The organism is Pelomonas caseinilytica (assembly GCF_021353235.1).
Classification (GTDB): Bacteria; Pseudomonadota; Gammaproteobacteria; order Burkholderiales; family Burkholderiaceae_C; genus Pelomonas; species Pelomonas caseinilytica.
The window spans coordinates 13,746-39,395 of record NZ_JAJTWT010000011.1 but is presented as its reverse complement, the minus strand read 5'-3'; the positions used below and the strand labels follow the sequence as shown (position 1 = coordinate 39,395).

General features: G+C 71.2%; 18 protein-coding genes and 2 riboswitches. Of the genes, 6 read left to right on the top strand and 12 right to left on the bottom strand.

The genetic code is table 11. The features are described from left to right. Positions 1 to 61: 61 nt before the first annotated feature. Complete coding sequence (locus LXT12_RS21460; protein WP_233394342.1) at positions 62 to 1,003, bottom strand: LysR family transcriptional regulator; 942 nt, start codon at positions 1,001 to 1,003, stop codon at positions 62 to 64. 97 nt (positions 1,004 to 1,100) lie between these two features. Between LXT12_RS21460 and LXT12_RS21455 the strand changes: the two genes are divergently transcribed. Continuing rightward, on the top strand, positions 1,101 to 2,132 hold the full coding sequence (locus tag LXT12_RS21455) for a zinc-binding alcohol dehydrogenase family protein (RefSeq protein WP_233394341.1): 1,032 nt from the start codon (positions 1,101 to 1,103) through the stop codon (positions 2,130 to 2,132). A gap of 206 nt (positions 2,133 to 2,338) precedes the next feature. Here the strand turns inward: LXT12_RS21455 and LXT12_RS21450 are convergent, their stop codons facing one another. The 10 genes from LXT12_RS21450 to LXT12_RS21400 form a co-directional block, all read right to left on the bottom strand. Continuing rightward, positions 2,339 to 3,034, bottom strand: coding sequence for a hypothetical protein (locus tag LXT12_RS21450; protein WP_233394340.1), 696 nt, complete (start codon positions 3,032 to 3,034; stop codon positions 2,339 to 2,341). Positions 3,035 to 3,135: 101 nt separating this feature from the next. Beyond that, positions 3,136 to 4,563: a hypothetical protein gene (locus LXT12_RS21445; RefSeq protein WP_233394339.1), complete on the bottom strand. Its 1,428-nt coding sequence runs from the start codon at positions 4,561 to 4,563 to the stop codon at positions 3,136 to 3,138. A 37-nt stretch (positions 4,564 to 4,600) separates the two neighbouring features. Continuing rightward, a complete protein-coding gene (locus tag LXT12_RS21440) occupies positions 4,601 to 5,407 on the bottom strand; it encodes an NRDE family protein (protein ID WP_233394338.1) in 807 nt (268 codons plus the stop codon). Between the two features lie 87 nt (positions 5,408 to 5,494). Beyond that, entirely contained in the window at positions 5,495 to 6,883 is a 1,389-nt protein-coding gene (locus tag LXT12_RS21435) for an L-serine ammonia-lyase (RefSeq protein WP_233394337.1), read from the bottom strand. A gap of 125 nt (positions 6,884 to 7,008) precedes the next feature. Next, positions 7,009 to 9,894 carry an aminomethyl-transferring glycine dehydrogenase gene (gene gcvP, locus LXT12_RS21430; protein ID WP_233394336.1) on the bottom strand — a complete coding sequence of 962 codons (2,886 nt, stop codon included), beginning with the start codon at positions 9,892 to 9,894 and terminating at the stop codon, positions 7,009 to 7,011. Between the two features lie 128 nt (positions 9,895 to 10,022). Then, positions 10,023 to 10,397, bottom strand: a complete 375-nt coding sequence (gene gcvH / locus LXT12_RS21425; RefSeq protein WP_233394335.1) for a glycine cleavage system protein GcvH — start codon at positions 10,395 to 10,397, stop codon at positions 10,023 to 10,025. 142 nt (positions 10,398 to 10,539) lie between these two features. After that, a complete protein-coding gene (gene gcvT / locus LXT12_RS21420) occupies positions 10,540 to 11,652 on the bottom strand; it encodes a glycine cleavage system aminomethyltransferase GcvT (protein WP_233394334.1) in 1,113 nt (370 codons plus the stop codon). A gap of 27 nt (positions 11,653 to 11,679) precedes the next feature. Continuing rightward, a riboswitch (glycine riboswitch) is annotated at positions 11,680 to 11,792 on the bottom strand. Between the two features lie 20 nt (positions 11,793 to 11,812). Beyond that, positions 11,813 to 11,910, bottom strand: a riboswitch (glycine riboswitch). A gap of 54 nt (positions 11,911 to 11,964) precedes the next feature. After that, positions 11,965 to 15,240: an amidohydrolase family protein gene (locus LXT12_RS26790; RefSeq protein ID WP_255763736.1), complete on the bottom strand. Its 3,276-nt coding sequence runs from the start codon at positions 15,238 to 15,240 to the stop codon at positions 11,965 to 11,967. A 104-nt stretch (positions 15,241 to 15,344) separates the two neighbouring features. Beyond that, positions 15,345 to 16,244, bottom strand: coding sequence for an aspartyl/asparaginyl beta-hydroxylase domain-containing protein (locus LXT12_RS21405; RefSeq protein ID WP_233394483.1), 900 nt, complete (start codon positions 16,242 to 16,244; stop codon positions 15,345 to 15,347). A gap of 17 nt (positions 16,245 to 16,261) precedes the next feature. Next, a complete protein-coding gene (locus tag LXT12_RS21400) occupies positions 16,262 to 17,131 on the bottom strand; it encodes an LpxL/LpxP family acyltransferase (RefSeq protein WP_233394333.1) in 870 nt (289 codons plus the stop codon). A gap of 390 nt (positions 17,132 to 17,521) precedes the next feature. Between LXT12_RS21400 and LXT12_RS21395 the strand changes: the two genes are divergently transcribed. Beyond that, positions 17,522 to 19,297: a coiled-coil domain-containing protein gene (locus LXT12_RS21395; protein WP_233394332.1), complete on the top strand. Its 1,776-nt coding sequence runs from the start codon at positions 17,522 to 17,524 to the stop codon at positions 19,295 to 19,297. Positions 19,298 to 19,451: 154 nt separating this feature from the next. On the opposite strand, the gene LXT12_RS21390 is transcribed toward LXT12_RS21395, so the two are convergent. Continuing rightward, entirely contained in the window at positions 19,452 to 20,132 is a 681-nt protein-coding gene (locus LXT12_RS21390; RefSeq protein ID WP_233394331.1) for a TetR/AcrR family transcriptional regulator, read from the bottom strand. An 87-nt stretch (positions 20,133 to 20,219) separates the two neighbouring features. On the opposite strand from LXT12_RS21390, the gene LXT12_RS21385 reads away from it, so the two are divergent. Genes LXT12_RS21385 through LXT12_RS21370 form a run of 4 tightly spaced genes read left to right on the top strand, consistent with a single transcriptional unit; the run spans position 20,220 to position 25,642 of the window. Next, a complete protein-coding gene (locus LXT12_RS21385; RefSeq protein ID WP_233394330.1) occupies positions 20,220 to 22,634 on the top strand; it encodes a TonB-dependent receptor in 2,415 nt (804 codons plus the stop codon). Continuing rightward, positions 22,634 to 23,008 carry a c-type cytochrome gene (locus tag LXT12_RS21380; RefSeq protein ID WP_233394329.1) on the top strand — a complete coding sequence of 125 codons (375 nt, stop codon included), beginning with the start codon at positions 22,634 to 22,636 and terminating at the stop codon, positions 23,006 to 23,008. Before LXT12_RS21385 ends, LXT12_RS21380 begins: the two co-directional genes overlap by 1 nt. After that, the gene (locus LXT12_RS21375) at positions 23,005 to 24,381 is read left to right on the top strand and encodes a D-arabinono-1,4-lactone oxidase (protein ID WP_233394328.1); all 1,377 of its coding nucleotides are present in this window, start codon (positions 23,005 to 23,007) and stop codon (positions 24,379 to 24,381) included. The genes LXT12_RS21380 and LXT12_RS21375 overlap by 4 nt, the downstream gene beginning before the upstream one ends. Further along, positions 24,374 to 25,642 carry an alanine racemase gene (locus LXT12_RS21370; RefSeq protein WP_233394327.1) on the top strand — a complete coding sequence of 423 codons (1,269 nt, stop codon included), beginning with the start codon at positions 24,374 to 24,376 and terminating at the stop codon, positions 25,640 to 25,642. The genes LXT12_RS21375 and LXT12_RS21370 overlap by 8 nt, the downstream gene beginning before the upstream one ends. The last annotated feature ends 8 nt before the right edge of the window (positions 25,643 to 25,650 follow it).

Here is a 25,650-nt window from a genome sequence, read left to right as displayed (position 1 = left end):
CGGCGGCGGCCATGCCCGCAATAACGGCGGGTTTGCAGACCTGATCCGGCGGCGCGGTCGCTCAGCTTCGCCGGGCCAGCGCCTCGCAACCCAGCCGCAGGTGGGCCGCCAGGCGTCGCAGCGCAGGTGTGATGCGGTGCCGCCCGACGGCCATCCAGTGCAGCGGCGCCGCCTCGCCGCGCCAGCCCGGCAGCAGGGCCACGAGACGGCCTGCGGCCAGGTCGTCGGCCACGTCCAGCGCGCTCTTGTAGGCCAGCCCCAACCCGGCCACCGCCCATTCGCGTACCAGGCCGCCGTCGTCGGCAATGCGGCTGCCGCGCACCTCGACGGCTGTGGCCGTGCCGTCGGCGGCCTCGAAGCGCCAGCGGGCATGCAGGCTGTCGCCGAGGACGTAGCGCAGGCAGTCGTGGCCCCGCAGGTCCTCGGGCGCCTGGGGATGGCCGTGCCGCGCCAGGTAGGCGGGGCTGGCGCACAGCACGCGCCGGTTGTCCGGCACCAGCGGCAGGGCCACGAGGCTGGAATCGGGCGGCTCGCCGTAGCGCACCGCGTAGTCCACCGGCTCCTGGACGAGGTCGGCGACGCGGTCGCTCAGCCGCACCTCCAGCCGCAGGGCCCCGCCGCCCGGGGCCGGCGGTTCGGTGGCGATGAAATCCTCCATCCAGCGCCACAGATGCTGGCGGCCGAGGTCGCTGGGCAGGCTGACCCGCAGCCGGCCCGACAGCGGCCGTTCGCCCTGTGCCGCGTCACGCAGGGCGGCTTGCCCGGACTCCCAGGCGGCCAGGAGCTGCCGGGCATGCGGCAGCCACTGTTCGCCCGCCTCGGTCAGGCGCAGGCGGCGCGTGGAGCGCTCGAACAGCCGCACGCCCAGCTCGCGTTCCAGCCGCGCGATGGTGGCGCTGGCCTGCACGGCCCCGAGGTCCAGGCGCCGGGCAGCGGCCGAGAAGCTGCCGGCCTCCGCGGCGGCGATGAAAAGTTGCAAGGGCGCGAGGCGATCGATTTTCATGCGAACCGTGAAACTGATTCGCCAATCCTAGGCTTTCTGAATGAAAGCGGACCCGGGACCATGACGCCATCGTTGACTGACGTCGAAAGGACGCCCCATGAAAGCCATCGGCTACCTGCAATCCCTGCCCATCGAGCATCCCGAGTCCCTGGTGGACCTGGAGCTGCCGCCGCCGGCACCCGGCCCGCGCGACCTGCTGGTGCGCGTGAGCGCCGTGTCCGTGAACCCGGTGGACACCAAGGTGCGCAGGAGCCGGGCGCCGCAGCCGGGCCAGCCGGAGGTGCTGGGCTGGGACGCCGTCGGCACCGTCGAGGCGCTGGGCGAGGCGGTCGAAGGCTTCGCGGTCGGCGACCGGGTCTATTACGCCGGCGCCATCAACCGGCCGGGCTCCAATGCCGAGCTGCAGGTGGTGGACCACCGCATCGCCGCCCACGCGCCGCGCAGCCTGCCGGATGCCGAGGCCGCCGGCCTGCCGCTGACCGCCATCACGGCCTGGGAGCTGCTGTTCGATCGCCTGGGCGTGCCCGAGGGCGGTGGGGCGGGCCAGAGCCTGCTCGTCATCGGCGCCGCGGGCGGCGTCGGCTCCGTCCTCGTGCAACTGGCCCGGCAGCTGACCCAGCTGCGCGTCATCGGCACGGCCAGCCGGCCCGAGACCCAGGCCTGGGTCCGGGAGCTGGGCGCCCATGCCGTCATCGACCACGGCCAGCCGCTGCGGCCTCAGCTCGTCGCCGCCGGGGTGGCCGAGGTGGCGTTCGTGGCCAGCCTGAGCCACACCGAACAGCATTGGACCGGCCTCATCGACGCCGCCGCGCCTCAGGGCCGCGTGGGCATCATCGACGACCTGTCCGGCCCGGTCGACGTGATGCAGCTCAAGCGCAAGGCCCTGTCCCTGCATTGGGAAATGATGTTCACGCGGCCGATGTTCGGCACGGCCGACGTCGCCGCCCAAGGCCGGCTGCTGGCCCGCGTGGCGGCCCTGGTGGACCAAGGTCGCCTGCGCAGCACCGTGAGCGAACGCCTGCAGCCCATCGACGCCGCCCAGCTCAGGCGCGCCCACGCCCTCGTGGAGAGCGGGCGGATGCGGGGGAAGGTGGTGCTCGGCGGCGGTTTCGGCACGCCGGGTGCCTGAGGCGGCCGTCAACGCCAGACAGGCCGCCGGGCAGGCCGTTCATGACCGGCAGGAGCCGACTCGTCGCAGCGTCGCGCGCCCCGCCGGGGAGCCGGCTTGAATGGCGCCTGAGCACCCGCTCCCTGTCCGATGTCCCTCGGCAGGCGTCGATGACATGGGGTCAGCGACGTTGAGGCCCCGGCTCCTGCAAAGGGCCGGGGCACTTTTTATTCCTTCAGCCCCTGGAGCCAGGCTCGGCCGGCGGCGTCGAAGAGCGGCACCCCGCCCAGGCGGGCCGGGTCGGCGGCCAGGGCGAGCCATTCCAGCGTGTCGTGATGGCTGCCAGGAATGAGGTCGGCCGAGCGCTCGGCCACCAGCCAGGCATGCAGCCGGGCATAGAGCTCGGGGTGGTGCTCCTGCGTCCAGGCCAGGCCGACGAGGTCGCCATAGGCCTCCTCCCGGCGAGTGGACCGCATGTCCAGCCAGGCCTGCCGCAGGTCGGGCGCGAGGCCTTCAGGCACCTTGGCGGCGACGAAGCCGGCCGGCACGCTGTACCAGGCACCGTCGAGATAGCGCCGGCAGTGGCCGATCTCATGGGCCGCCATCAGCTCCAGCGCGGGGCCGCGCAGCGCGGCATCCAGGGCGTCGATCTGCCGCAGGGCTTCGGGATTGCCGCGCATGGACAGCACGAGCTTGCAACGGCCATCGACGAAGCCCAGGGCCAGCGGCGCGGCGCCCGGCGCGTCCTGGGGTTGAACGACCAGGTCGAGCGGCAGGGACAGGGCCTGGCGCGCCTGCTCCACCACCGGCCGGATGCCTTGCAGCCAGCGGGTCTCGAGCGGGGTCAGGTCGGCGGCGTGGGCGGTCGGCGTGAGCGCGGCGGCCAGCAGGGCGAGGGCGGTGGAAACAAAGCGGCGCAGCACGAGGACACTCCTTGTGCAGGCATCTTCGGGTCGGAGCGGGCCGGGCTGGAGGGGGCGCCGGCTGGGCGGCGTGAACTATGGAGGCGAAACCGGCGCCGGCATCACCACTTGCAGCCCTTGCCCCGCACCGCGTCGATGGCCAGCGGCACGGCGGCCAGCAGGCCGGCCCCGGCATAGGCCTTGCGGCAGTCCTTGTTGGCGGCGTCCTCGATGGACTGCTCCAGCTTGGACTTGTGCTCCGGCGGTTGCGGCAGCAGCTCCACGAGGCCAGGACCGCGCCGGGCGGCCAGGTCGCCCCGGGGCAGCGAGAGGTTCAACGGCGGGCGCGGCGCGCTGGCGGCGGCCGAGGGCGGCAGCGGCACGTTGGGCCCGAGCCGCGGCGTGGCGTCGGGCGTGCCGGTGGCCGTGCCCGGCTGCGCAACCGGGCTGGCGAGCGGATCGCCGCGGGCGGGCCCGGCAGGGGCTGCCGGTGCGCTGACTTGGCCGGGCAGGGCCGTCGACAGGTCCGGCAGCGCCGAGGCACCGGGCGCGGCCAGTTCGCGGCCCGGCCGGGCGGTCGAGGGCAGTGGCGCCACGGGGGCGGCGGCTTCGGCCGGCTCGAGCCGCTGCACCGGGGCCGGGAGGTCCTGCCCGCTGGGCAGGGCGGCCGCCGTGGATGGGGCGGCGGGCGTGCGGAGTTCGCCGGCGCGCGGTAGCGGCGCCACGCGCCCCGCATCCGCCGCGGGCGTTTCCAGGCGCTGCACGGCGGGCGGCAGGGCGGTGTCGGGCAGGGCTGCGCCGGCCGGGGTGGGAGCCGGGGCCGCGCGCAGCTCGGCCGGCCGGGGCAGGGCCGGCGTGGCCGGTGCGCCGGCCGGCGCCTCCAGGCGGCTGACGGCCGGGGGCAGGTCAGCGGTAGGCAGGCTTTCGGCCGCCGTGGCCGCGGGAGGCCGTAGCGCCGTCGCGCGTGGCAGGGGTGTGGCGGGCGCCGGGGCGGTGGGGCCGTCCAGCCGGTTCACAGGCGCGGGCAGGTCGGCGGGCAGGGTGGCGAGTTCGGGCGGCCGGTCGGCGGGGCGCAGCCGGGCGGGCGAGGGCAGCGGCGTGATGCCGTCGGCCCGGCTGTCCAGGCGCCCGACGGCGGCGGGCAGGTCGGCGGTCGGCAACTGCAGCGGCGTGGGCGCGGTGGCCGAGGGGCGGGAGACCTCCTGGCGCTCGACGGGGCGGAAGCCCTCGGGGAGCTTGAGCGTGGCCGTGCCGGGTTCGCCGGCCGGGGGCGCCGGGGTGGCCGTGGCTGCGGGCTCGGTGCGGGGCGTCGGGTCGACCGGCCCGCTGCGGTCGGCGGGGGAGGGTGGCGCTTCACGCTCCGCGCCGCTGCGGCCCAGCAGCCGGACCGTCAGGCTCCCCCAGACGCCCTGGCCCGGGGCGGCGGTGCCGGTGGCGTTGCCGAAGACGAGCACCAGCCAGATGTGCAGCAGCACCGCGAGCAGCAGGCAGCGCTGCAGCAGGCGCGGGTCGGGCGGCTGGCGGCGGGGGGCGACGACGGCGGCGGTCACGGCGGGCGGATTGTGGCCCGGGGCGGGCTGCCGGATGTTACGGATGACCCGCGGGCTCGATCCGATGGCTCACCTCGCCCGTGCCGCGCCCGTCCGCAGCGACGCTGCGCTCCACCACCGTCAGTCGCCCGTCCGCCTCCTGCACGAGGACGGTGGAGCAGCGCGTGCCGTAGACGGCGAGGTCCGGGGCGTCCGGGTCGGGCAGGCGCACGAAGCGCGGGGAGAGCAGGCGCTCGCGCGCCAGGCCGACGCCGGTGTCCGGCAGCGCGGCGTCGGGGGCGGGCGTGGGGTCTGCCAGGGCTTGGAAGAGGCGCTCGATCAAGACGTCAGGCGCCGGATCGGCGGCGAGGGCGCTGGCCAGCGCGGCCTTCAGGCCCAGGGTCTTGGGCCACGGAGTGTCGAGGGCGGCGTTGGATAGGCCGTGGATGCCGTCGGGCAGTCGCTGGGCCGAGGGCGTGCGGTTGCTGATCCAGTGCCAGTCCCGGCGCGCCAGATCCGCCGTGATCAGGTTGAAGCCGTTGTAGCCCGGCGCCAGGGAGGCTGCGAAGCGCGTGGCATCGTCGTCCCGGCGCAGCCAGTCGACGACGAGGGCGCCCCGCGACGGCGCGTCGGCGCGCTGGCGGCCCGGCTCGCGGATGTTGGTCAGCAAGGCCAGGCGGCCGGCACGGGTGAGCCCGAACCAGGTGCCGCCGGCCGAGAGGTCGCGCCCGGCCAGCACCTCGGTGCCCGCAACCTGCCACCAGGCCATGGGCGCGGCAGGGCGCGCGAAGAACTCGTCGCGGTTGGCCGCGATGACGAGCGGGAAGCGTGGGTGGGCGTTCAGCGCGAAGGCGGCAAGGCACATGGCCGTCTCCGTGCTCGATTCAGCTGCGGGCCGAGCGCAGGGCCGCTCCCAAGCCGGCCCGCTTGGGCGATGTGCTTGCCGCTCACATCAGCATTCGACGATGTTGACCGCCAGGCCGCCGCGGGCGGTTTCCTTGTACTTGGTCATCATGTCGGCGCCGGTGTCGCGCATGGTCTTGATGACCTTGTCGAGGCTGACGAAGTGGGTGCCGTCGCCGCGCAGCGCCATGCGCGCGGCGTTGATGGCCTTGACCGAGGCGATGGCGTTGCGCTCGATGCAGGGGATCTGCACCAGGCCGCCGACGGGGTCGCAGGTCAGGCCGAGATGGTGCTCCATGCCGATCTCGGCGGCGTTCTCGACCTGCTCCGGCGTGCCGCCCATGACGGCGCACAGGGCGCCAGCCGCCATGGAGCAGGCCACGCCCACCTCGCCCTGGCAGCCGACCTCGGCGCCGCTGATGGAGGCGTTTTCCTTGTAGAGGATGCCAATGGCCGCGGCCGTGAGCAGGAAGTCGATGACGCCCTTTTGCGTGCTGCCGTGGACGAAGCGGGAGTAGTAGTGCAGCACGGCCGGCACGATGCCGGCGGCGCCGTTGGTGGGCGCCGTGACGACGCGTCCGCCCGCGGCGTTCTCCTCGTTCACCGCGAGGGCGTAGAGGTTGACCCAGTCCATCACCTGCAGCGGGTCGCGCAGGGCGGCCTCGGGGTTGGCGGTCAAGGCACGGAAGAGTTCGGGTGCGCGGCGCTTGACCTTGAAGCCGCCGGGCAGGATGCCTTCGGTGCGGCAGCCGCGCTGCACGCAGGCCTGCATCACGGCCCAGATCTTCAGCAGCCCGGCGTCGATCTCGGCCTCGGTGCGCCAGTGGCATTCGTTGCGGCGCATCAGCTCGGCGATGGGCAGGCCGTGGCGCTTGGCGAGGGCGAGCAGTTCGTCGCCGGTCTTGAATGGATAGGGCAGGACGGTGGTGTCGGGCGCGATGACCTTCTGCTTGCTGCCGTCCGCCGCCACCTCGTCGCTGACGACGAAGCCGCCGCCGACCGAGTAGTAGACGCGGTTGGCGATCTCGGCGCCTTCGGCGTCGAAGGCGATGCAGCGCATGCCGTTGGCGTGGAAGGGCAGGGTCTCGCGGCGCTTGAAGACGAGGTCACGGGCCTCGTCGAAGGCGATCTTGTGCTGGCCGACGAGGTTCAGGTCGCCGCTGCGTATGCCTTCCAGCAGCGCCGGGATGGCCTCGACGTCCACCGTGTCCGGCTCGTGCCCCGCCAGGCCGAGCAGCACGGCCTTGTCGCTGCCGTGGCCCTTGCCGGTGGCACCCAGCGACCCGTAGAGGATGACCTGCACGCGCGCCGTGCGCTCGAGCAGGCCGTCATGCTGCAGCCGCAGTCCGAACAGGCGCGCGGCCCGCATCGGCCCGACCGTGTGCGAACTGCTCGGGCCGATGCCGATCTTGAAGAGGTCGAAAACGGAAACGGCCATGGGAACCTCGATTCAGCAGAGGGCGGCTTGTGGCCGCCCGACTCATCCAGCGGCTGCCGTGGACCTGGCTTTTCCAGGCCACGGGCAGCGCCCCGTCGAAGGGGCCGGTGAAGCCGGTTGGGGGCTTATGCCTCGTACTCGGACAGAGGCACGCAGGAGCAGAACAGGTTGCGGTCGCCGTAGACGTTGTCCACGCGGCCCACGGGCGACCAGTACTTCTGGCGGCGCAGCGAAGGCAGCGGGAAGGCGGCCACCTCGCGAGCGTAGGCGTGCGGCCAGTCGCTGGCGCTGACGACCATGCTGGTGTGCGGGGCATTCACCAGCGGGTTGTCCTCGCGCGGCAGCTTGCCGGCCTCGACGTCGGCGATCTCGTGGCGGATCTGGACCATGGCGTCGATGAAACGGTCCAGCTCGGCGCGGCTCTCGCTCTCGGTCGGCTCGACCATCAGCGTGCCCGCAACGGGGAAGCTCAGCGTCGGCGCGTGGAACCCGTAGTCGATGAGGCGCTTGGCCACGTCCTCGGCGCCGATGCCGGAGCTGTCCTTCAGCGGGCGCAGGTCCAGGATGCATTCGTGGGCCACGCCGCCGCCCTTGACGCCGTCGATGCCGCCGCTGAAGTGGATGTCGTAGTGCTCGCTCAGGCGCGCGGCCACGTAGTTGGCGTTCAGGATGGCGACTTCGGTGGCCTTGCGCAGGCCCTCGGCGCCCATCATGCGGATGTACATCCACGAGATGGGCAGCACGGCCGCATTGCCGAGCGGGGCGGCGCTGACGGCGCCGATGTTGCTGGCCTTGCCCAGGCCTGCGGTGCGGTGCGACGGCAGGAAGGGCACGAGGTCTTCCACCACGCAGACCGGGCCGACGCCCGGGCCGCCGCCGCCGTGGGGGATGCAGAAGGTCTTGTGCAGGTTCAGGTGGCTCACGTCGCCGCCGAACTCGCCCGGCGCGGCCACGCCGACCAGGGCGTTCATGTTGGCGCCGTCCACGTAGACCCGGCCGCCGTGGGCCTTCACCATGGCGCAGATCTCCTTCACGTGGGTGTCGAAGACGCCATACGTGGAGGGGTAGGTGATCATGATGGCGGCGAGCCTGTCGGCGTGCTGCTCGCACTTGGCCTTGAGGTCGGCCAGGTCGATGTTGCCTTCCTTGTCGCACTTGGTCACGACGACCTGCATGCCGCACATCTGGGCGGAAGCGGGGTTGGTGCCGTGGGCGCTCTCGGGGATGAGGCAGACATTGCGCTGGTGGTCGCCGCGCGAGGCATGCCAGGCCCTGATGGCCAGCAGGCCGGCGTATTCGCCCTGGGAACCGGCGTTGGGCTGCAGGCTGATGCCGGCGTAGCCGGTGGCCTGGCACAGCCACTGCTGCAGCAGGGCGTCCAGCTCGGCATAGCCGGCGAGCTGGTCCTGGGGCGCGAAGGGATGCACGCCCGCGAACTCAGGCCAGGTGATGGGGATCATCTCGGCCGTGGCGTTGAGCTTCATGGTGCAGGAGCCCAGCGGGATCATGCTGCGGTCCAGCGCGAGGTCCTTGTCCGACAGGCTGCGGATGTAGCGCAGCATCTCGGTCTCGCTGTGGTGGGTGTTGAAGACCGGGTGGGTCAGGAAGGCGCTGGTGCGGCGCAGCTGGGCCGGGATCAGGCTGTCGACGCCGGCCGCGAACTCCGCCACCGTGGGTACCGTGGCGCCGGCGGGCGCGAACCAGCGCCACAGGGCTTCGATGTCGGCCCGCGTGGTGGTCTCGTCCAGGGCGACGCCGACGAGCCGGTCGCCGTGCCGGCGCAGGTTGGCGTGCTCGGCCAGGGCCTTGGCCATGACGACGCCGGCCTCGCATTCGACGAGCAGCGTGTCGAAGATGTGCGGCGTCACGACCTTGAGGCCCATGCGCGTGAGGCCGGCGTGCAGGATGGCCGTGTAGCTGGCCACGCGCTCGGCGATGCGCTTGAGGCCCTGCGGGCCGTGGTAGACGGCGTACATGCTGGCCACGACGGCCGGCAGCACCTGGGCCGTGCAGATGTTGGAGGTGGCCTTCTCGCGGCGGATGTGCTGCTCGCGGGTCTGCAGGGCCAGGCGCAGGGCGGGGTGGCCCTGGGCGTCCTTGCTGACGCCGACGAGGCGGCCCGGCATGGAGCGCTTGAACTCGTCGCGGCAGGCGAGGAAGGCGGCGTGCGGGCCGCCGGCGCCCATGGGCATGCCGAAACGCTGGGTGTTGCCGACGACGATGTCGGCGCCGAACTCGCCCGGGGGCACCAGCAGCGTCAGCGCCAGCAGGTCGGCGCAGACGATGAAGGCAGCCTGCTTGGCGCGGGCCTGCTCGGTGAAGGCCTTCAGGTCGTGGATGAGGCCGGTGGTGCTGGGGTACTGGCAGACGACGGCGAAGTAGTCGTTCTCGGCCATCAGCGCGGGCGCCATGCCGACCTTGACCTCGATGCCGAGCGGCGCGCAGCGGGTCTGGATGACCTCGATGGTCTGCGGATGCACGTCGCCAGCGACGATGAGGACATTGCTCTTGCTCTTGACCGAGCGCTTGGCCAGCGTGACGGCTTCGGCGGCCGACGTGGCCTCGTCCAGCATGGAGCCGTTGGCGATGTCCATGCCGGTCAGGTCGGCCACCATGGTCTGGAAGTTCACGAGGGCTTCCATCCGGCCCTGGGAGATCTCCGCCTGGTAGGGCGTGTAGGCGGTGTACCAGGCCGGGTTCTCGAGGATGTTGCGCAGGATGACGCCGGGCGTGTGGGTGCCGTGGTAGCCCTGGCCGATGAAGCTCTTGTAGACCTTGTTCTTGCCGGCGATGGTCTTGAGCTCGGCCAGCGCGCCCGCCTCGGTGATGGGCTCGGGCAGGGCCATGCCGGCCGAGCGGCGGATGGAGGCCGGCACGACGGCGTCGATCAGGGCCGTGCGGCTGGCCACGCCGATCGCGGCGCACATCAGGGATTCATCGACGGCATCGGGCCCGATGTGACGGGCTTGGAATTCGGTGGCGTCTTCGAGGATGGAGAGCGGCGTCGGCATGGCGGGGCAGGTGTCTGGGGAGAATCAAATGCAACCACAGAGCCACAGAGGCACGGAGAGTCCGGTCTCCAGGCCTGCTCTGCGTCTCTGTGCCTCTGTGGTTGCCTTTTCTGGAAAGGGGGCGCGGGTCAGAGCGTCTTCAACAGCGCGTCGTAGGCCGTGGAGTCCATCAGGCCGTCGAGCTGGGCGGGGTTGCTCAGCTTGACCTTGAAGAACCAGCCGGCCTTGAGCGGGTCGGAGTTGGCCAGGGCCGGGTCGTCGCGCAGGGCCTCGTTGACCTCGGTGATCTCGCCGTCCACGGGCATGTAGACGTCGGCGGCGGCCTTGACGGACTCGACCACGCCGGCGACTTCCTTCTCGGCATAGGCCTTGCCCACTTCGGGCAGGTCCACGAAGACCACGTCACCCAGCGCGTCCTGGGCGTGCACGGTAATGCCGACCGTGGCGGTGCCGTCGCCGTGGACTTCGATCCATTCGTGGTCGGGGGTGTACTTGACGGACATTCGGAAACTCCTCAGGTGAAAGAGATGAAGGACTCAGCGGAAACCGTATCAAACCCAGCGGCACCCATGGAACCGGCTTTGCCGGGCCATCGGGTGCGCCCCCTGGAGGGGGCCGGCGAAGCCGGTAGGGGGTGGGCCAAATTCAGCCTCTGTAGTAGCGGTTGGGGGTGAAGGGGGTGGCGGAGACGACCATGGGCGTGCGCTTGTCGCGCACGATGGCGAAGACTTCGGTGCCAAGGGCGGCATGCGGCGTGCCGACGTAGGCCAGGGCCACGGGCTGGTTGACCGTGGGGCCGAGGGTGCCGCTGGTGACGACGCCGATCTCGGTGCCGTCGGCCGTCACGATCCGGGCGCCTTCGCGCACCGGCATGCGCTCCTTGCCGACGAGGCCGACGCGCTTGCGGGCCGGGCCGTTGGCCAGTTGCGCGTCGATGACGGCCGCACCAGGGTAGCCACCGGCGCGTGCACCGCCGGCGCGACGGACCTTCTGGATGGCCCAGGTGATGGAGGCCTCGACGGGCGTGGTGGTCGCGTCGATGTCATGGCCGTAGAGGCACAGGCCGGCCTCCAGGCGCAGGGAGTCGCGGGCGCCCAGGCCGATGGGCTTGACCTCGGCATGTGCCAGCAGCTTGCGGGCCAGGGCCACGGCGTCGTCCTCGTGGACGGAGATCTCGAAGCCGTCTTCGCCGGTGTAGCCGGAGCGGGTCAGGAAGGTGTCGATGCCGTCGAGCTGGAAGAAGCCGCCGGTCATGAATGTCAGCTTGGCGACGTCGGCATTCAGGCGCGACAGCACCGTCACGGCCTCGGGGCCCTGCAGCGCGAGCAGGGCACGCTCGGGCATGGGAACCACGTCGCAGCGCGAGCCGATGTGCTGGCGCATGTGGGCGATGTCCTGCTCCTTGCAGCCGGCATTGACCACGACGAAGAGGTCGTCGGGCCGCTTGCAGACCATCAGGTCGTCGAGCAGGCCGCCCTGGTCGTTGGTGAAGAGGGCGTAGCGCTGCTTGAAGACGCCCAGGTCGATGATGTCGACGGGCACCAGGGTCTCGAGCGCCGCTGCGGCATCGGGGCCCACGAGGCGCACCTGGCCCATGTGCGACACGTCGAACAGGCCGGCCGCGGCACGCGTGTGCTTGTGCTCGGCCATGACGCCGGTGGGGTATTGCACCGGCATGTCGTAGCCGGCGAAGGGCACCATCTTGGCGCCGAGTTCGACGTGGAGGGCGTTAAGAGGTGTTTTCAGCAATGAGGACATCGAGGGCTCCGACGGAATTCGGGTTTGGATGTCCTCGCTGTCCCGGGTACCTGAGAGATTGACAAGGCGGTGGCTGTCCCGCGCAAGCTTGCCCCTTCGGTGGGCTGGCCTGGGGCCAGCCTCTCTCCAGTGAGGAACGCCGCCAGTGTCTGCCACGGACGGCGTTTTGTCAGTCCTTTTGCCTGAGCGTTCGAGTCTTGGGACCCTGCGCCTTCGGCGGCCCCCAACATCGACGGGGCGCTCTCCTGACGGGCGGCATTCTAGGGCCTGTTCGCACGACGGTGCGGCCTGCTGCCGCAGTGCGAGCAGTCCCTAATCGCCCAAGTGCCCGGCCTCCAGCGCTTCGCCGTCGATGGGCATGGTCTTGCCGTCGGGGCCCTCGAAGAACAGCGGCTTGCGTGCCCTGGCCTCGGGGGCGAGCTGGTTCATCGTCGCCGCGTCGAAGAGCCGGCCGTTCTGCATGACCTGGACGACGCGGTCGCTTTGGCGGATGTCGGCCAACGGGTTGCCGTCGATGACGACGAGGTCGGCCAGCTTGCCGGGCTCGATGGAGCCCAGGTCCTTGTCGAAGCCGAAGTTGCGGGCGGGGTTGATGGTGGCCGTGCGCAAGGCCTCCATCGGCGTCATGCCGCCGAGCACGAACATCCACATCTCCCAGTGGGTGCCCAGGCCTTCGCGCTGGCCGTGGGCGCCGATCATCGTGTTGACGCCGGCCCGCGAGAGCTGGGTCGCGGTGCGCGCCACGCGCAGGATGTTGAAGTCCTCGTCCGGCGCCGTCTCGCGGCGCACCGCGCGCGGCTCCAGCACGGTGCGAGGCACGTAGCGGGACAGCAGCGGGTGCTTCCAGACCTCCGTGTGGGCGTACCAGTAGTGCTCGCCGTCCAGGCCGCCGTAGCCGACGTTGAGCGTCGGCGTGTAGCCAGTGGCCTGCTGGCCCCACAACTGCTTGACGTCGTCCCAGACCTCGGCGATGGGCAGGGCGTGCTCCACCGTCGTGTGGCCGTCGACCACCATGGTCATGTTGTTCTGGAACAGGGCGCCGCCCTCGGGCACCACCATCATTCCGGTCTGGCGGGCGGCCTCGAGGATCTGCTGGCGCTGGTCGCGGCGGGGCTGCTGGTAGCTCTTGACGCTGATGGCCCCTTCCGCCTTCTGGCGGCGCAGGTGGGCCAGGGCGTCGTCCAGGCCGTCGACGACGGCGGTGTAGGGCGTGCGGGCGCCGTAGAGGATGGTGCCCGTCGAGTAGATGCGCGGGCCCAGCACCAGGCCGGCGCGCTGCATCTCGGCCTGAGTGAAGATGGCCGAGTTGAGGTTGGACGGGTCGTGCAGCGTCGTCACGCCGAAGGCCAGCGAGGCGAGGTTGACCCAGCTCTGCTGCGGGATCAGCCCCGAGTCGTTCATGGCGCCGTGCCAGTGGGCGTCGATGAAGCCCGGGACGATGGTCTTGCCGGACACGTCGATGCGCCGCGCCTCGGCCGGGATGGCGACGTCCCGGCCGACGGCCACGATGCGGTTGCCGTCCACCAGCACCGTGCCGCCCTCGATGACCCCTTCGTCACCTTGGCCCTTCATCGTCACGAGGCGCGCGCCGGTCAGCGCGATCTTGCCGGCAGGCCGGTGACTGGCCTGCTCGAAGCCGATCTTCTGGCCGGTCGCCTTGTCCTGGCCGTCGGCAGGTGCCGTGAAGAGTTCGTCGCCGAGGCTGAAGTGCAGGCGAGCGCCGCCGCCGCTCCAGTGCAGGTCGTGGCCGCCGTCGACGTCGAGCTGCCGGGCGGGCAGGGCGTCCATCTTGGCGCCCACCACGATGGCCTTGCCGGCCTGGCCCTGCACGTTGGGCAGGGGCATGACGTAGGCGTGGGAGCGCTCCACGAAACCCAGCCACAGGCCGTCGGGCGAGACGCTGTACTCGCTGGCGAAGTCGCTGCGGGCCACCTCGGTCTCGCTGCGGTCGCGCAGGTTCAGGCGGGTCAGCGAGAAGCGCTGGTCCACCTCGCTGGGGTCGGTGGCCCGGGTGAAGAACACCTCGTCGCTGCGTGCGCCGAACTGGGCGCCGCTGCCCTCCTTGCCGATGCGCTCGGGCTTGCCGGAACCGTCCGCGGCGACGAGGTAGAGGCCGGTGTCCAGGCTGTGCCAGGGGCTGGTCAGCCCGCCGCCCTTGACCTTGCGGTAGACGAGCTGGCGCCCATCCGGCGAGAGCCGGGGCTCGAGGTATTTGCCGGGTTCCTTGACGAGGACCGTCTCCTTGCCTGACGCCAGCTCCAGCCGGCGGATGCTGCCCTGGGTGTCGTCGCGCCAGGTGGCGTAGACCAGGCTGCGGCCGTCACGGGCCCAGCTCGGCGCGAACTCGAAGGCCTCGTTCTGCCGGGTCAGGCGGCGAGGCGTGCCGTCGGGCAGGTCCTTGACGTAGAGCGCGCCCAACGCTGAATAGACCACCCGTTTGCCGTCCGGCGAAACCTGGGCGCCGCGCAACTGGTGCACGGCGAACTTGTCCGGCGCCACCTCCTGCACGAAGCGCATGGGCTCGCGCAGTTCGCGGCTGTCCTTGACGTGGAAAGGAATCTCGGCGGCGGTGCCCTTGAAGGGGGCGACGCGCCAGATCCGCCCCTCGGCCCAGACGACGATCTCTTTGCTGTCGGGCATCCAGGCGAAGGCGGGGTAGACGCCCCACATGGCCCAGATCTCCTGCAGGTCGCGGGAGAGGCCGCCCCAGGCGGGCGTTTCGCGGCCGGTGGCCAGGTCCTTGAGGAAGAGGGTGCTCTGGTTGCGCACGCGGCGCACGAAGGCGAGGTATTTGCCGTCGGGTGACGGCGTGGGGCGCACCGCGCCGCCGGGACCCTGCACGAAGGGCTCGACCGAGCCGTCGGACAGGTCCTGGCGGAAGATCCTGTAGATCTCGCCGTTGCCGTCCTTGTTGTACTGGAAGACGCGGCCGGGCGTCGTGTCCTGGCTGTAGTAGAGGTGCTTGCCGTCCGGTGAGATGGCCGGTTCGCCCAGGTCCTTCTGCCAGTTGGGCTTGTCGTTGAGCTGCACGCCCTTGTTCTTGGCGGCGTCGGCATCCACGGCGTAGAGCCAGATCTCGCCCGAGCCGGCGCTGCGGGTGCCGGTGTAGTGCTTGCGGGCCAGCAGGAACTTGCCGCTCGGATGCCAGACGGGGTTGTTCAGCAGCCGGAAGTCCTCCTTCGTGACGGCGCGTGCGTGGCTGCCGTCCACGTCCATCACCCAGAGGTTGTCGCCGCCGCCGGCGTCGCTCAGGAAGGCGATGCGCCTGCCGTCCGGCGAAAAGCGGGCCTGCTGCTCCCAGGCGATGGAATGCGTCAGCGGCCGGGCCTCGCCGCCCGCGATGGGCAGGGTGTAGAGGTCGCCAAGCATGTCGAAGACCAGGGTCTTGCCATCCGGGCTCACGTCCACGCTCATCCACGTGCCGGTCCTGACGTCGATGTTCGCCGTGCGGGCCTTACCCGGCGCTGCGTTCACGTTCCAGGCGGCGGGTTTGGACGCGTCGCGGGCGGATTCCTTGGCGGCGTCCTGGGCGTGGGCGGCCAGGGCGGCGGCCAGGAGCAGGGCGGGTGCGGCGTGCAGTCGGGGCATGACCTTGGGTTTGGTGTGACCAAAACCTTCGATGCTAGCGACGGCTTGTCGCCCCATCATTCGTCACGCCGGCGTGTGCCGGTGGACAGGCGGCTAGCAGCGGCTCAGGGCCAGAGCCACCACAGCAGCAGGCCGCCGAAGATCAGCCACTGCAGCCCGTAGTAGGCGAAGCGGCTGCGCGCCTTGATGCGCTTGCCGAACAGCCGCACCTGCTGCACGTAGGCGAACAGCTTGTTGATGCCGCCGGTGCGGTCGGTGTCCGAGTTGGGTGCCGCGGCGGCCCGGATGAGGGTGTGGCTGATGAAGTGGTTGAAGGCCCGGGCCAGCGGGTTGGTCAGCGGGCGCTCGACGTCGCAGAACAGGATGATGCGCATCTTGTCCGACTGGTTCTCGGCGTAGTGCAGGTAGGTCTCGTCGAAGATGACGCCCTGGCCGTCGCGCCAGGAATAGCGCTCGCCGTCGACCGAGATGTAGCAGCGGTCGTCGTTGGGCGTGACGAGGCCGAGGTGGTAGCGCACCGAGCCGGCGAAAGGGTCGCGGTGGGTCACCAGCCGGCCGCCGGGGGGCAGGGCGGCGAACATGGCCGCCTTCACGGTCGGGATGCGCTGCAGCAGGCCGGTCGTCACCGGGCAGAGGGCGCGGGCGGAGGGGTGGGCGTCGCCGTACCACTTCAGGTGAAAGCGCGTCCAACCGGTCTTGAAGAAGCTGTTGAAGCCGGCGTCGTTGTACTTGTCGGACTTCTTGATCTCGCCGGCCTGCGCGAGCTTGTAGGCCTCCTCGCGGATGTCCTGCCAATGGTCCTCCAGCAGCTTCAGCTCCGGGAAGCCCGACACCGGCAGATAGGGCTTGGCCGGCAGCCGCGAGAACATGTACATCAGGCAGTTGATGGGCGCCATGAAAGTGGAGTGGTCCATCAGCTGGCGCCAGAACCCCAGGCGCACGCGGCCGCGGTAGTGCACGTAGACGGTACTCGCGACGAAGACCGCCACGATGGCGATCTTGATGTACGGAATGTTGGAAGTCATCTTGCGTAGAAATCCGCCTCGCCCGGCAGGCGGGACTTGAAGCGCTTGTGCAGCCAGAAGTATTGGTGCAATTGTCGGCGCGCCTGGGCTTCGATGACGGCGTTCATCCGCGCGGCATCGGCGGTGGCGTCGGCCGTTGGGAAGTCGTCGAGGGCAGGCTCGATGACGAGGGTGTAGCCATCCGCCTCACGGCGCGGGTAGCAGGGCAGCACGGCGGCGTTGGCCACGGCCGCCATGCGCGACAGGCCCGTGATGGTGGCGGCATTGACGCCGAAGAAGGGCACGAAGACGGAGTCCCGGTGCCCGAAGTCCTGGTCGGGCAGGTAGTAGAGCCGGTAGCCGTCGCGCAGCGCCCGGATCACCGAGCGGGTGCCCTGCTGGCGCGAGAAGATGATGCCCGTGCCCAGGCGCAGCCGCCGGGTGCGGAAGAATTCGTCCAGCCAGGCATCTTTCTGCCGCGAATAGATGCTGACGACCGGCGTCTCCATCGAGATGCGCAGGCCGGCGAGGTCCAGTCCGGTGAAGTGCGGCATCATGAGGATGACCGGGCGGCCTTCGAGGGCCTTCAGGTGCTGCAGGCCTTGGATGCGCATCAGCCGCCGCAGCCGCTCGGGCGAGGCGAACCAGCAGTAGCCGTACTCCAGCAGCATCTGCACCATGGCGACGAAATGGCGCCGCAGCAGGCGGCGACGCTGGGCCGGCGTCCAGTCAGGCAGGCACAGCCGCAGGTTGACCTCGCCGATGTGCCGGCGAGAGGAGGGCAGGCTGGCGATCAACTGCCCGGCCACCCAGCCTAGCGCCGAGACCGCGCGAAAGGGCAGCCAGCTCAGCAGCCACACCAGGCCCACGAGCAGCTTCAGTCCCACCGGCCGGCTCCCGCTGCGAAGGCATCACCCGGGCGTGCGAACGCCCCGGTCCAACGTCTGATCTTGTTTTTCAGCATCCGCGTTTCCTCCCCGCGGCGGGCCGTCGGGCCGCGCCGGCCGGGGGAACTTGCAATTCCAGGTTGTGCCTTCGCCGCAGGCTTGGACGCACCGCCGTGGCGCTGCCCGGGGCCGCGGCGGCCGTGCGGCGCACGATTGAAGGCGGGCGATCTTAAGTCAACGGTCGTGCGGCAGCGGCGCGACGGGACGTTCAGGACGACAAACGCACCGCCGTTGCGACATGGGACATTCCCGTCGCCGGTTCCCGCTCCATGACGGAACCGGCCGGCCGCCCCAGAATCCCGCGCCACTGAGGAGGCTCTGGAGGGAGCGATGGCATTTCGGGAATTGAAGGACATCAAGGACAGCGCGGTCTACCAGCGCAACCTGCGCGCGGCGCTGCTCGAGGCCCAGACCGAGACCATGGAGTTCATGGTGTGGCAGGCCTTCCCGTTCTCCGAGCAGACGGCCCAGCTCATCATCGTGGCCAAGTCCATCGAGAACTCCCTCATCCGCAAGATCGCCGACAACGGCGCGCACAAGCTGGGCTTCGGCAAGTGCCGGGCCATCGGACGCAAGCTGGTGTTCAAGCCGGAGAACAGCCTGAGCGCCAACGCCATCAGCACGGCCCTGAAGATCGCCAAGATTGCAGCCGAGGTGGACGTGGTGGGCAAGGGGGCGGACCTGGACGCAGGCGTCCAGGCCGGGGCCCGCGCCCAGACCCAGGTGCAAGGCGCACCGGTGGCCAACGCGGCGCAGGACGCGGCGCACAAGGCGGTGGCCGCGAGTTATCCCAAGCTGGTCGAGCGGCTGGAAGAGGCCGAGACGCGTACTCGCGACATGAAGGAGCGCACCACCCTCACCCAGCTCCGGTGCAAGATCGGCAGCGAGTGGGAGGACAAGGACTACGTCGCCGTCAAGGCGCTGCTCGATCCCGTGGACAAGGCGGTGGCCGCGGTCGAGAAGCGCCTGGAGGAGCGCGACAAGCAGCAAGGCATCCATGCCCAGCTGGTCAAGAAACTGCAGGGCCGCTACGAGACGGCGCAGGCCGCGGTGCCGGCGGCCTTGTTCAAGAAGGCGATGACCGCCTGGAGTGGCGCCGCCCAGTTCGCGGCCAAGGACGAGTACGCCGAGGCCGGCAAGCTGCTTGCTGCGCTGCCCGGCCTGCTGGACGCCGCCGAGCGCGCTGCGCGCGACGCCTGGAAGGAGCAGCTGAAGCAGGAACAGGAGGGTGCGGCCGCCCAGCTCGGCTCGCCCACCGAAGGCGAGACCGCGCTGCTGAAGGCGCGCGCCACCGCGGTCGAGGAGCAGATCGCCAAGCTCGACGTCGCCAGGATCGAGAGCGCGCTGGGTGCCTTCGAGACGACGGTCCAGGCGCTGGCCAATGCGCGCCGCCAGAGGCAGCTCGCCGAGCTCGCCTACGAGCGGGCCGAAACCTCGTGGACCGATCAGCAGTACAACCTGCGGGACCCCGCCGAGAAGAAGGCCAGGGCCGCGTTCCAGAACGCCGGCAAGTTGATGGGCGAAGCCAAGACCAAGGCTGAAGCGGGCCAGATCGCCAAGGCGTTCAAGAACGCCGCCGTCGCCTGCCGGCAGGTCGTCGAGATCGTCACCGCCGAGCTCCAGGCGCGCAATGCGCTGTCGGAGAAGCTCGCCAACGAGAGCGCCGAACTCGAAGCGGCGATGAACCAGTCCGCCACCGAGGATGCCGCCGCCGTCGCCTACGGCAACCAGCACTTCACCAGCGGCATGCTGAAGGACATCTGGAAGGCCGCCGTCAAGGCGCAGGGCGACAACCCGCCGAACGGTTCCATCGGTGGCGTCTGGCCGTTGTCGACGGTGGAGGGCGCGATCGATGCGTGGCGCAGTACGGCCAACTCGGGCGTGTTGAGCAACTTCCACGTGCCCGGCGGCGGTCGCCCGCAGGCCAAGTGGGAGAAGAACTTCGTCCGCGCCGAGATTCAGGCCAATTTCTGCGTCCGCTGGCGCGGCAGCCGCATCAACATCCACGTCGACGTGGAGCCCCGGTCCTATTTCGACGTCTACGGTGACGAGGTGGACTGGACGCTGATTCCTCAGTCCATCCGGGCGCAGTTGGGGCGGGGGTGACCGCGCCGTCGCGCCCCGCGTCCAGCAGCGCCGCCGCACTGTTGATGCGGTAGCGGGTAGCGGTTGGCAGGGCCCTCAACCTCGGCAACGCGGGCGCCGGCTGGCTGGGCGCCGAGGCGCTGCGCGCGGGACTCGGGCTGGTCGCCAGCGGGCCTCAGTATTTGCGGCGCAGGCGGGCCAGCTCCCCGGCCACCATCTCGGCCATCACCTCGGCCACGGCTTCGGGAGACTGGCTGGGATCGTCGAACAGCAATTCCAGCGCCGCGTACTGCGCATCGATGGCGAGCCGGATGCTGACCCGTGCGCGCGCCGGGTCGACGTTGGGATGCGCCGCCATGAAGGCCTGCAGCAGCAGATCGGTCACCGCGTCATGCGAGCGGATGCGGACGTCCTTCAACGAGGGCACGGCACGCAGGGCGCGCGTGACCCAGACGCCGGCCGGCATCTGCTCGGTCAGCCGCAGAGTCTCCAGGAAGAGCTTGGCGACGCTCTTGGCATAGCGCGCCTCGGGCAGGGCCATGGTGGCCGGCGTGGCCCAGGGCTCCAGCAATTCGTTCTGGCGCTGCATGAGGCGCTGGCCCAGCTCGTGAAGGATGGCGTACTTGTTGGGGAAGTACTGGTAGAGCGCCGGCGGCGTGATGGCGAGGCGGCGGCAGATCAGGTTGGTGGACAGCTGCTCGATGCCGACCTCGCCCAGCAATTCGGCCGCCATGGCGAGGATGCGCTCGTAGGTCTCGACCGCGCGCGGCTGGGTCGGCGCCTTCTTGGGGGCCACGTCCGGCGGCGCGGCGGTGGCGGGGCGGGCGCGTGGCTTGCGGGGAAGAGGGGTGGGCATGGGCCGAGTCTAGCTGCGGGATTTACCTGATCGCGACGGCCATTCGAGTCAATATAGTCATCGCTACATTTTGACCAGGAGACACTCATGCCTCGCCTTCGCAGCCCGCGCCGCAGCGTCATCGCCCTGTCCGTCCTGGCCTGGTGCGCCCAGGCGCAGACCTCGGAGGGCGAGGCCTCGCAGAAGCTCGAGACCGTGGTGGTCTCCGGCCAGGGGCGCACGCAGCAACTGCAAAGCGTGCCCATCGCCATCCAGGTGCTCGGTGCCGACCAGGTGCGCAAGCTGGGCGCCGCCAACCTCGGCGACCTGGACGCCCACATCCCCGGCCTGGACGTCGACGCCAACCAGCCGACCCAGCCGCGCATGTCCTTGCGGGGCATCGGCACTTCGGACTTCGGCATCGGCACGGACTCGCCGGTGGGCATGTATGTCGATGGCGTGTACGCTGGCAAGACGGGCGGCGCGCTGCTGAACTTCAACGACGTGAAGCGCATCGAAGTGCTCAAGGGCCCGCAGGGCACGCTGTTCGGACGCAACAGCGCGGGTGGCGCCATCTCCATCGTGACGCAGGAGCCCGAGTTCCGCGCGAGCGGCCGTGGACTGCTACGCCTGGGCGAGCACGGCCTGCGCCAGGCGGAGGCCCTCGTCAACCAGCCCTTGGGGGACGGCCTGGCGCTACGGGCCAGCCTCGTGACCCGCAGTTCGAACGGCGAACTGCGCGACGCGGCTACCGGACAGCGCGCCGGTGGCGACCACAGCTGGGGCGCCCGCCTGGCCCTGCGCTGGCAACCCAGCGAAGACACGCAGGCTTTTCTGACCTACGAGCATGAAAGGCTCGACCAGCGCGCCCGCCCCGCCATCGGCCTCGTGAAGGCCGGCGCGCCCGGCACTCCGCCGCCCTTCCCGGCCGACCCCGCCCAGTACCTGGACCCACTGCATGCGCCCTTGCTCAACGACGTGGCCGGCGACCGCGAGAAGCGCGACTTCGACGGCCTCACCTTGCGCATCGAGCACAGCCTGCCGTGGGCGGAGTTCAGCTCGACCACCGCCTACCGCCACTTCAGCAGCCTCAACCGCCAGGACAACGACGGCACCAACAACCCGGCCATCTACCTGTCCACCACCAACCTGGAAGGCAACCGCAGCTTCCAGCAGGAGTTCCGCCTGACCGGCAAGCAGGGCATGGCCGACTGGCTGGCCGGCCTGAGCCTCTACGACGAGCGCGCCACCCAGACGGCCTCGGCGGATGCCACCACCACCTCGCTGGACACCCTGAGCGGCAACCTGCTGGGCCTGCCTCTGTTCAGCACCGTCAACCAGCTCTCGGCCGCGGCGGGCCTGACGGGTGTCGACCTGCTGGGCCTGCCGTGGCAGGAGCTCATGAGCAACGTGGCGCGCAACCGCGCCCTGGCCGTCTATGGCGACGTGATCTGGCACCTGAGCCCGGCCACCCGCCTCACCACCGGCCTGCGCTTCACGCGCGACGACAAGCGCTTCAGCTGGTTCAATCCGCTGCGCGAGGCGGGCGCGCTGGACGCGCAGCTCGCGGCCCTGGACGCCGCCGGCCTCTTCCCGGGGCTGGTGGCGATGGGCGCGTTGAGCCAGGACCAGGCCGACCAGCTGCGCGGCGGCATGAGCCAGAACTCCCTGATCGCCACGCAAGGCGCCACGCAGGCGCCGCTGAGCCTGCGCAAGCGCTGGACCGACACCAGCCCGCGCCTGGTGCTGGACCACCGCTACAGCCGCGACCTGATGGTCTACGCCTCCGTGACGCGCGGCTACCAGGCCGGCGGCTTCAACACCTTGCAGGTGGCCTCCAGCTACCAGCCCGAGCGCGTCACCAACTTCGAACTCGGCCTCAAGGGCCAGCTGGCCGACCAGGCGCTGAGCTGGGGCGCGTCGCTGTTCCAGTACCGCTTCGACAACCTGCAGACGCTGCAGCTCGTGCCGGCCAGCACGCCGGGCGCCATTCCGGCCTACCAGGTCACCGTCAGCGACCAGCGCGGCACCGGCCTGGACCTCGAGGCCCGTTGGCAGCTCAGCGCGGGGCTGCGGCTGAACGGCGCGCTGGAGCTGCTGGACCAGACCTACCGCCACGGCCGCGCCAGCGGCGGCGAAGACCTGGCAGGCCTGCCCGTGGGCACGCCGCGCAGCCGAGCCAGCATCGGCGTGGACTATGGCTTCGCCGCGTTCGGCGGACGCGCCGGCGCCAACCTGCAGGCTGCCTACCAGAGCGCGCAGCGCTGCAACCCGGAGTCCTATGTGCAGGGCCAATGCCTCAGCACGGCGAGCTTTCGTGTGGGCGGTCCGCGCAGCCGCCTCGACGCCCGGCTCGGCTGGGACCGCGCCGACCGCGCCTGGGGCCTGGCCTTGCTCGTGACCAACCTGCAGGACCGCCGCTACGTCCACAAGCTCTGGTACGAAGCCGCCCCGCTGGGCAGCGCCTATGCCACCGTCAGCCCGGGGCGCAGCGCCTCGCTCGAACTGCACGTGGGGTATTGATGCGACCAGCCCTGACCCCGGTGGCCTTGTCGGGGCTGCTCGCCCTGCTCGGCGGCTGCGGCGACTCGTCGGCGCCGGCCCCCCGGCTGACCCAGGATGCGGAACAGCTGCGGCCGGCGGATGCCCGCTTGGCCGCCGCCTACGAGCGCTCCTGCCTGCTGTGCCATGGCCGTGCCGGCAGCGGCGCTCCCACCACCGGCGACGCCGCCGCCTGGGCGCCGCGCCTGGCCAAGGGGCTCGACCAGCTCGTGGCCAGCGCGCGTGACGGCGTCGGCGGCATGCCGGCCCTGGGCATGTGCGCCGACTGCAGCGAGGCGGACCTGCGCGCGCTGATCGTCTTCATGAGCGCCCCGCCGGCGCCACGCCAGCCATGACGGCCCGGCGCGACGTGCTCAAGGGCGCCGCGGCGCTGGGGCTGGCGAGCGGCCTGCCGGGCCACGCTCAGCCCAGCCCGCCGGCCGCCCCCGCCCCGCGCAAGTGGCAGAACTGGTCGGGCAGTGCGCAGTGCCAGCCCAACCGGTGGCTGCTGCCGGCCGACGAGGGCGAGCTTGCACGGCTGCTGCCTCAGAGCCCGGCCCCGCTGCGCTGCGTCGGTGCGGGCCACTCCTTCACTGCCCTGGTGCCCACCGCCGGCAGCCTGCTGTCGCTGGATCGGGTGAGCGGCCTCGTGTCCGTGGACAAGGCGCGCCACCTCGTGCGCGTGCGGGCCGGCACGCGCCTGGGCCAGCTCGCCCGCCTGCTCGACGCCCAGGACCTCGCCCTGCACAACCAGCCGGACGTCGACGTGCAAAGCCTCGCCGGTGCGCTGGCCACCGGCACCCACGGCACCGGGGCGGAGCTGCCGGCCCTGCACGCCCATGTGCAGGGACTGCGCCTCGTGACCCCGGCCGGCGAGGTGCTGGAGATCAGCCGCGACCGCGACCCGGAGCTGCTGGCCGCCGCCCAGGTCTCGCTCGGGGCCCTGGGGGTCATCAGCGAGTTCACGCTGGCCGTGCGGCCCCGCTTCATGCTGCGCCGCAGGCTGTGGGTGGCTCCCACCGACGAGCTGCTGCAGCAGGCGCCCGAGCTGGCGAGCAAGCACCGCCATTTCGAGATGTTCGTGCTGCCCTTCACCGGCTACGCTGCCGCGGTCACGCACGACGAGGTCGCCCCGGGTGCCGCCGACGTGTCCAAGGCCCCCGACGAGGACGTGCTCGCCGACCTGCGCAAGCTGCGGGACTGGCTGGGCCGGTGGCCCGAGCTGCGGCGCTGGGCCGCCGCCAAGCTGGTCCGCCGCGCGGCGCCGGAGAACGCGACGGACTGGTCGTGGCGGCTGCTCAGCACCGTTCGGCCCACCCGCTTCAACGAAAGCGAATACCACCTGCCGCGCGAGCAGGGCATCGCCTGCCTGCGCGAGATCGTGCAGACGCTGGAGCGGCGCAACGAGGTGTTCTTCCCCATCGAGTTCCGCCACGTCAAGGGCGACACCGCCTGGCTCAGCCCTTTCCATGGCCGCGACAGCTGTTCCGTCGCCTGCCATGCCGCCCACGGCGAGGCCTACGACTACCTCGTCAGCGAGCTCGGCCCGGTGTTCCGCCGCCACGCCGGCCGGCCGCACTGGGGCAAGCTGCACGACCTCGGCGCGGCGCAGCTGCAGGCCCTGTACCCGCGCTTCGCCGACTTCCAGGCGCTGCGCCGCCGCCTGGACCCCGAGGGAAAGATGCTCAACGCCCATCTCGGTCAACTCTTCGGCGGCGCCCATGGCTAAGCGGCGGCTGATGCTCGGCGCGGCCGTCGCCGCCCCGCTCGGCGCCTGGCTGGCGCGCCCGTCCGAACGGGGCGGTCCCCACTCGCCATACTTCGCCGGCCTGGGCCGGGCGCTGCACGAGGCCGGCGTCGCGCAGGCCCGCATGGTCATCGACCTGCCGCGGCTGCGTGCCAACCTGGCCGCCATCGGCGCCCACCGCGGCCGTACCGGCATGGCCCTGCGGGCCGTGCTGAAGAGCCTGCCCTCGCTGCCGCTGATGGACGAGGTGGCCCGTGCCTGGAACAGCCCGCGTGTGATGGCCTTCAACGCCGCCCAGCTGCAGCAGCTGCTGGCCGCCAGGCCGCTGGCCGAGCCCCTGCTCGGCAAGCCCCTGCCCGTGGCCGCCGCCGCCCAGGTGCTGGGCCAGTTGCCGGTGGAGGTGGGCAGCCGCATCGAATGGCTGGTCGACACGCCCGAGCGCCTGGCTCAGTACCGGCAACTGGCCGAGCAGCGCGGCCAGGCGCTCAAGCTCAACTTCGAGCTCGACGTCGGCCTGCACCGTGGCGGTTTCGAGGACGTCGCGAGCCTGGGACCGGCCCTGGCCTCGCTGCGTGGCGCGCCGCTGCTGCGCTGGAGCGGCTTCATGGGCTACGACGCCCATGTCGCCGCACTGCCCGATCTGCCGGGCATGCGTGCCACAGCCTGGGAAGAGGCCCGGCGGCGCTGGCAAGCCGCCTGGAGTGCCGCCGAGGCGGCGTTGGGACCCCGGCCGCGCGAGAGCCTGACCCTCAACACGGCCGGCTCGCCCACCTTTCGCCTGCACGACGGCAAGGGCCCGGCCAACGAGGTGTCGGTCGGCTCCGCGGCGCTGCTGCCGCTGGACTTCGAGAAGCCGCTGCTGGCCGATCTCCAGCCCGCGGCCTTCATTGCCACGCCGGTGCTCAAGAGCTGGCCGCGCTTTCGGTTGCCCGAGGGCGCGACCTGGCTCTCGCGCGCCGCCCAGGCCTGGGACCGCAACCAGGCACGCGGCTTCGCCATCCACGGCGGGCACTGGCTGGCCGAACCGGTCTCGCCGCCCGGCATCGCGCCGAGCGGCCTCTACGGCAACTCCAGCAACCAGCAGGTCATGGTGGCTTCGCAGCGGGTGGACCTGCGGCCCGATGACTACGTCTTCTTTCGCCCGCAGCAGAGCGAGGCCGTGCTGTTGCAGTTCGGCGATCTGCTGGTGTTCGACGGGACTCGCATCAGCGCCAGCTGGCCGGTGCTGCCGGCCTCGGCCTGAGGGCGCTG

Excerpts from the sequence above, each read along its gene's own strand:
- LXT12_RS21390 (WP_233394331.1), bottom strand. The coding sequence starts at position 20,132 with ATGCCCACCCCTCTTCCCCGCAAGCCACGCGCCCGCCCCGCCACCGCC.
- gcvT (WP_233394334.1), bottom strand. The coding sequence starts at position 11,652 with ATGTCCTCATTGCTGAAAACACCTCTTAACGCCCTCCACGTCGAACTC.
- LXT12_RS21385 (WP_233394330.1), top strand. The coding sequence starts at position 20,220 with ATGCCTCGCCTTCGCAGCCCGCGCCGCAGCGTCATCGCCCTGTCCGTC.
- LXT12_RS21375 (WP_233394328.1), top strand. The coding sequence starts at position 23,005 with ATGACGGCCCGGCGCGACGTGCTCAAGGGCGCCGCGGCGCTGGGGCTG.
- LXT12_RS21440 (WP_233394338.1), bottom strand. The coding sequence starts at position 5,407 with ATGTGCCTTGCCGCCTTCGCGCTGAACGCCCACCCACGCTTCCCGCTC.
- gcvH (WP_233394335.1), bottom strand. The coding sequence starts at position 10,397 with ATGTCCGTCAAGTACACCCCCGACCACGAATGGATCGAAGTCCACGGC.
- LXT12_RS21395 (WP_233394332.1), top strand. The coding sequence starts at position 17,522 with ATGGCATTTCGGGAATTGAAGGACATCAAGGACAGCGCGGTCTACCAG.
- gcvP (WP_233394336.1), bottom strand. The coding sequence starts at position 9,894 with ATGCCGACGCCGCTCTCCATCCTCGAAGACGCCACCGAATTCCAAGCC.
- LXT12_RS21435 (WP_233394337.1), bottom strand. The coding sequence starts at position 6,883 with ATGGCCGTTTCCGTTTTCGACCTCTTCAAGATCGGCATCGGCCCGAGC.
- LXT12_RS21455 (WP_233394341.1), top strand. The coding sequence starts at position 1,101 with ATGAAAGCCATCGGCTACCTGCAATCCCTGCCCATCGAGCATCCCGAG.
- LXT12_RS21370 (WP_233394327.1), top strand. The coding sequence starts at position 24,374 with ATGGCTAAGCGGCGGCTGATGCTCGGCGCGGCCGTCGCCGCCCCGCTC.
- LXT12_RS21380 (WP_233394329.1), top strand. The coding sequence starts at position 22,634 with ATGCGACCAGCCCTGACCCCGGTGGCCTTGTCGGGGCTGCTCGCCCTG.
- LXT12_RS21460 (WP_233394342.1), bottom strand. The coding sequence starts at position 1,003 with ATGAAAATCGATCGCCTCGCGCCCTTGCAACTTTTCATCGCCGCCGCG.
- LXT12_RS26790 (WP_255763736.1), bottom strand. The coding sequence starts at position 15,240 with ATGCCCCGACTGCACGCCGCACCCGCCCTGCTCCTGGCCGCCGCCCTG.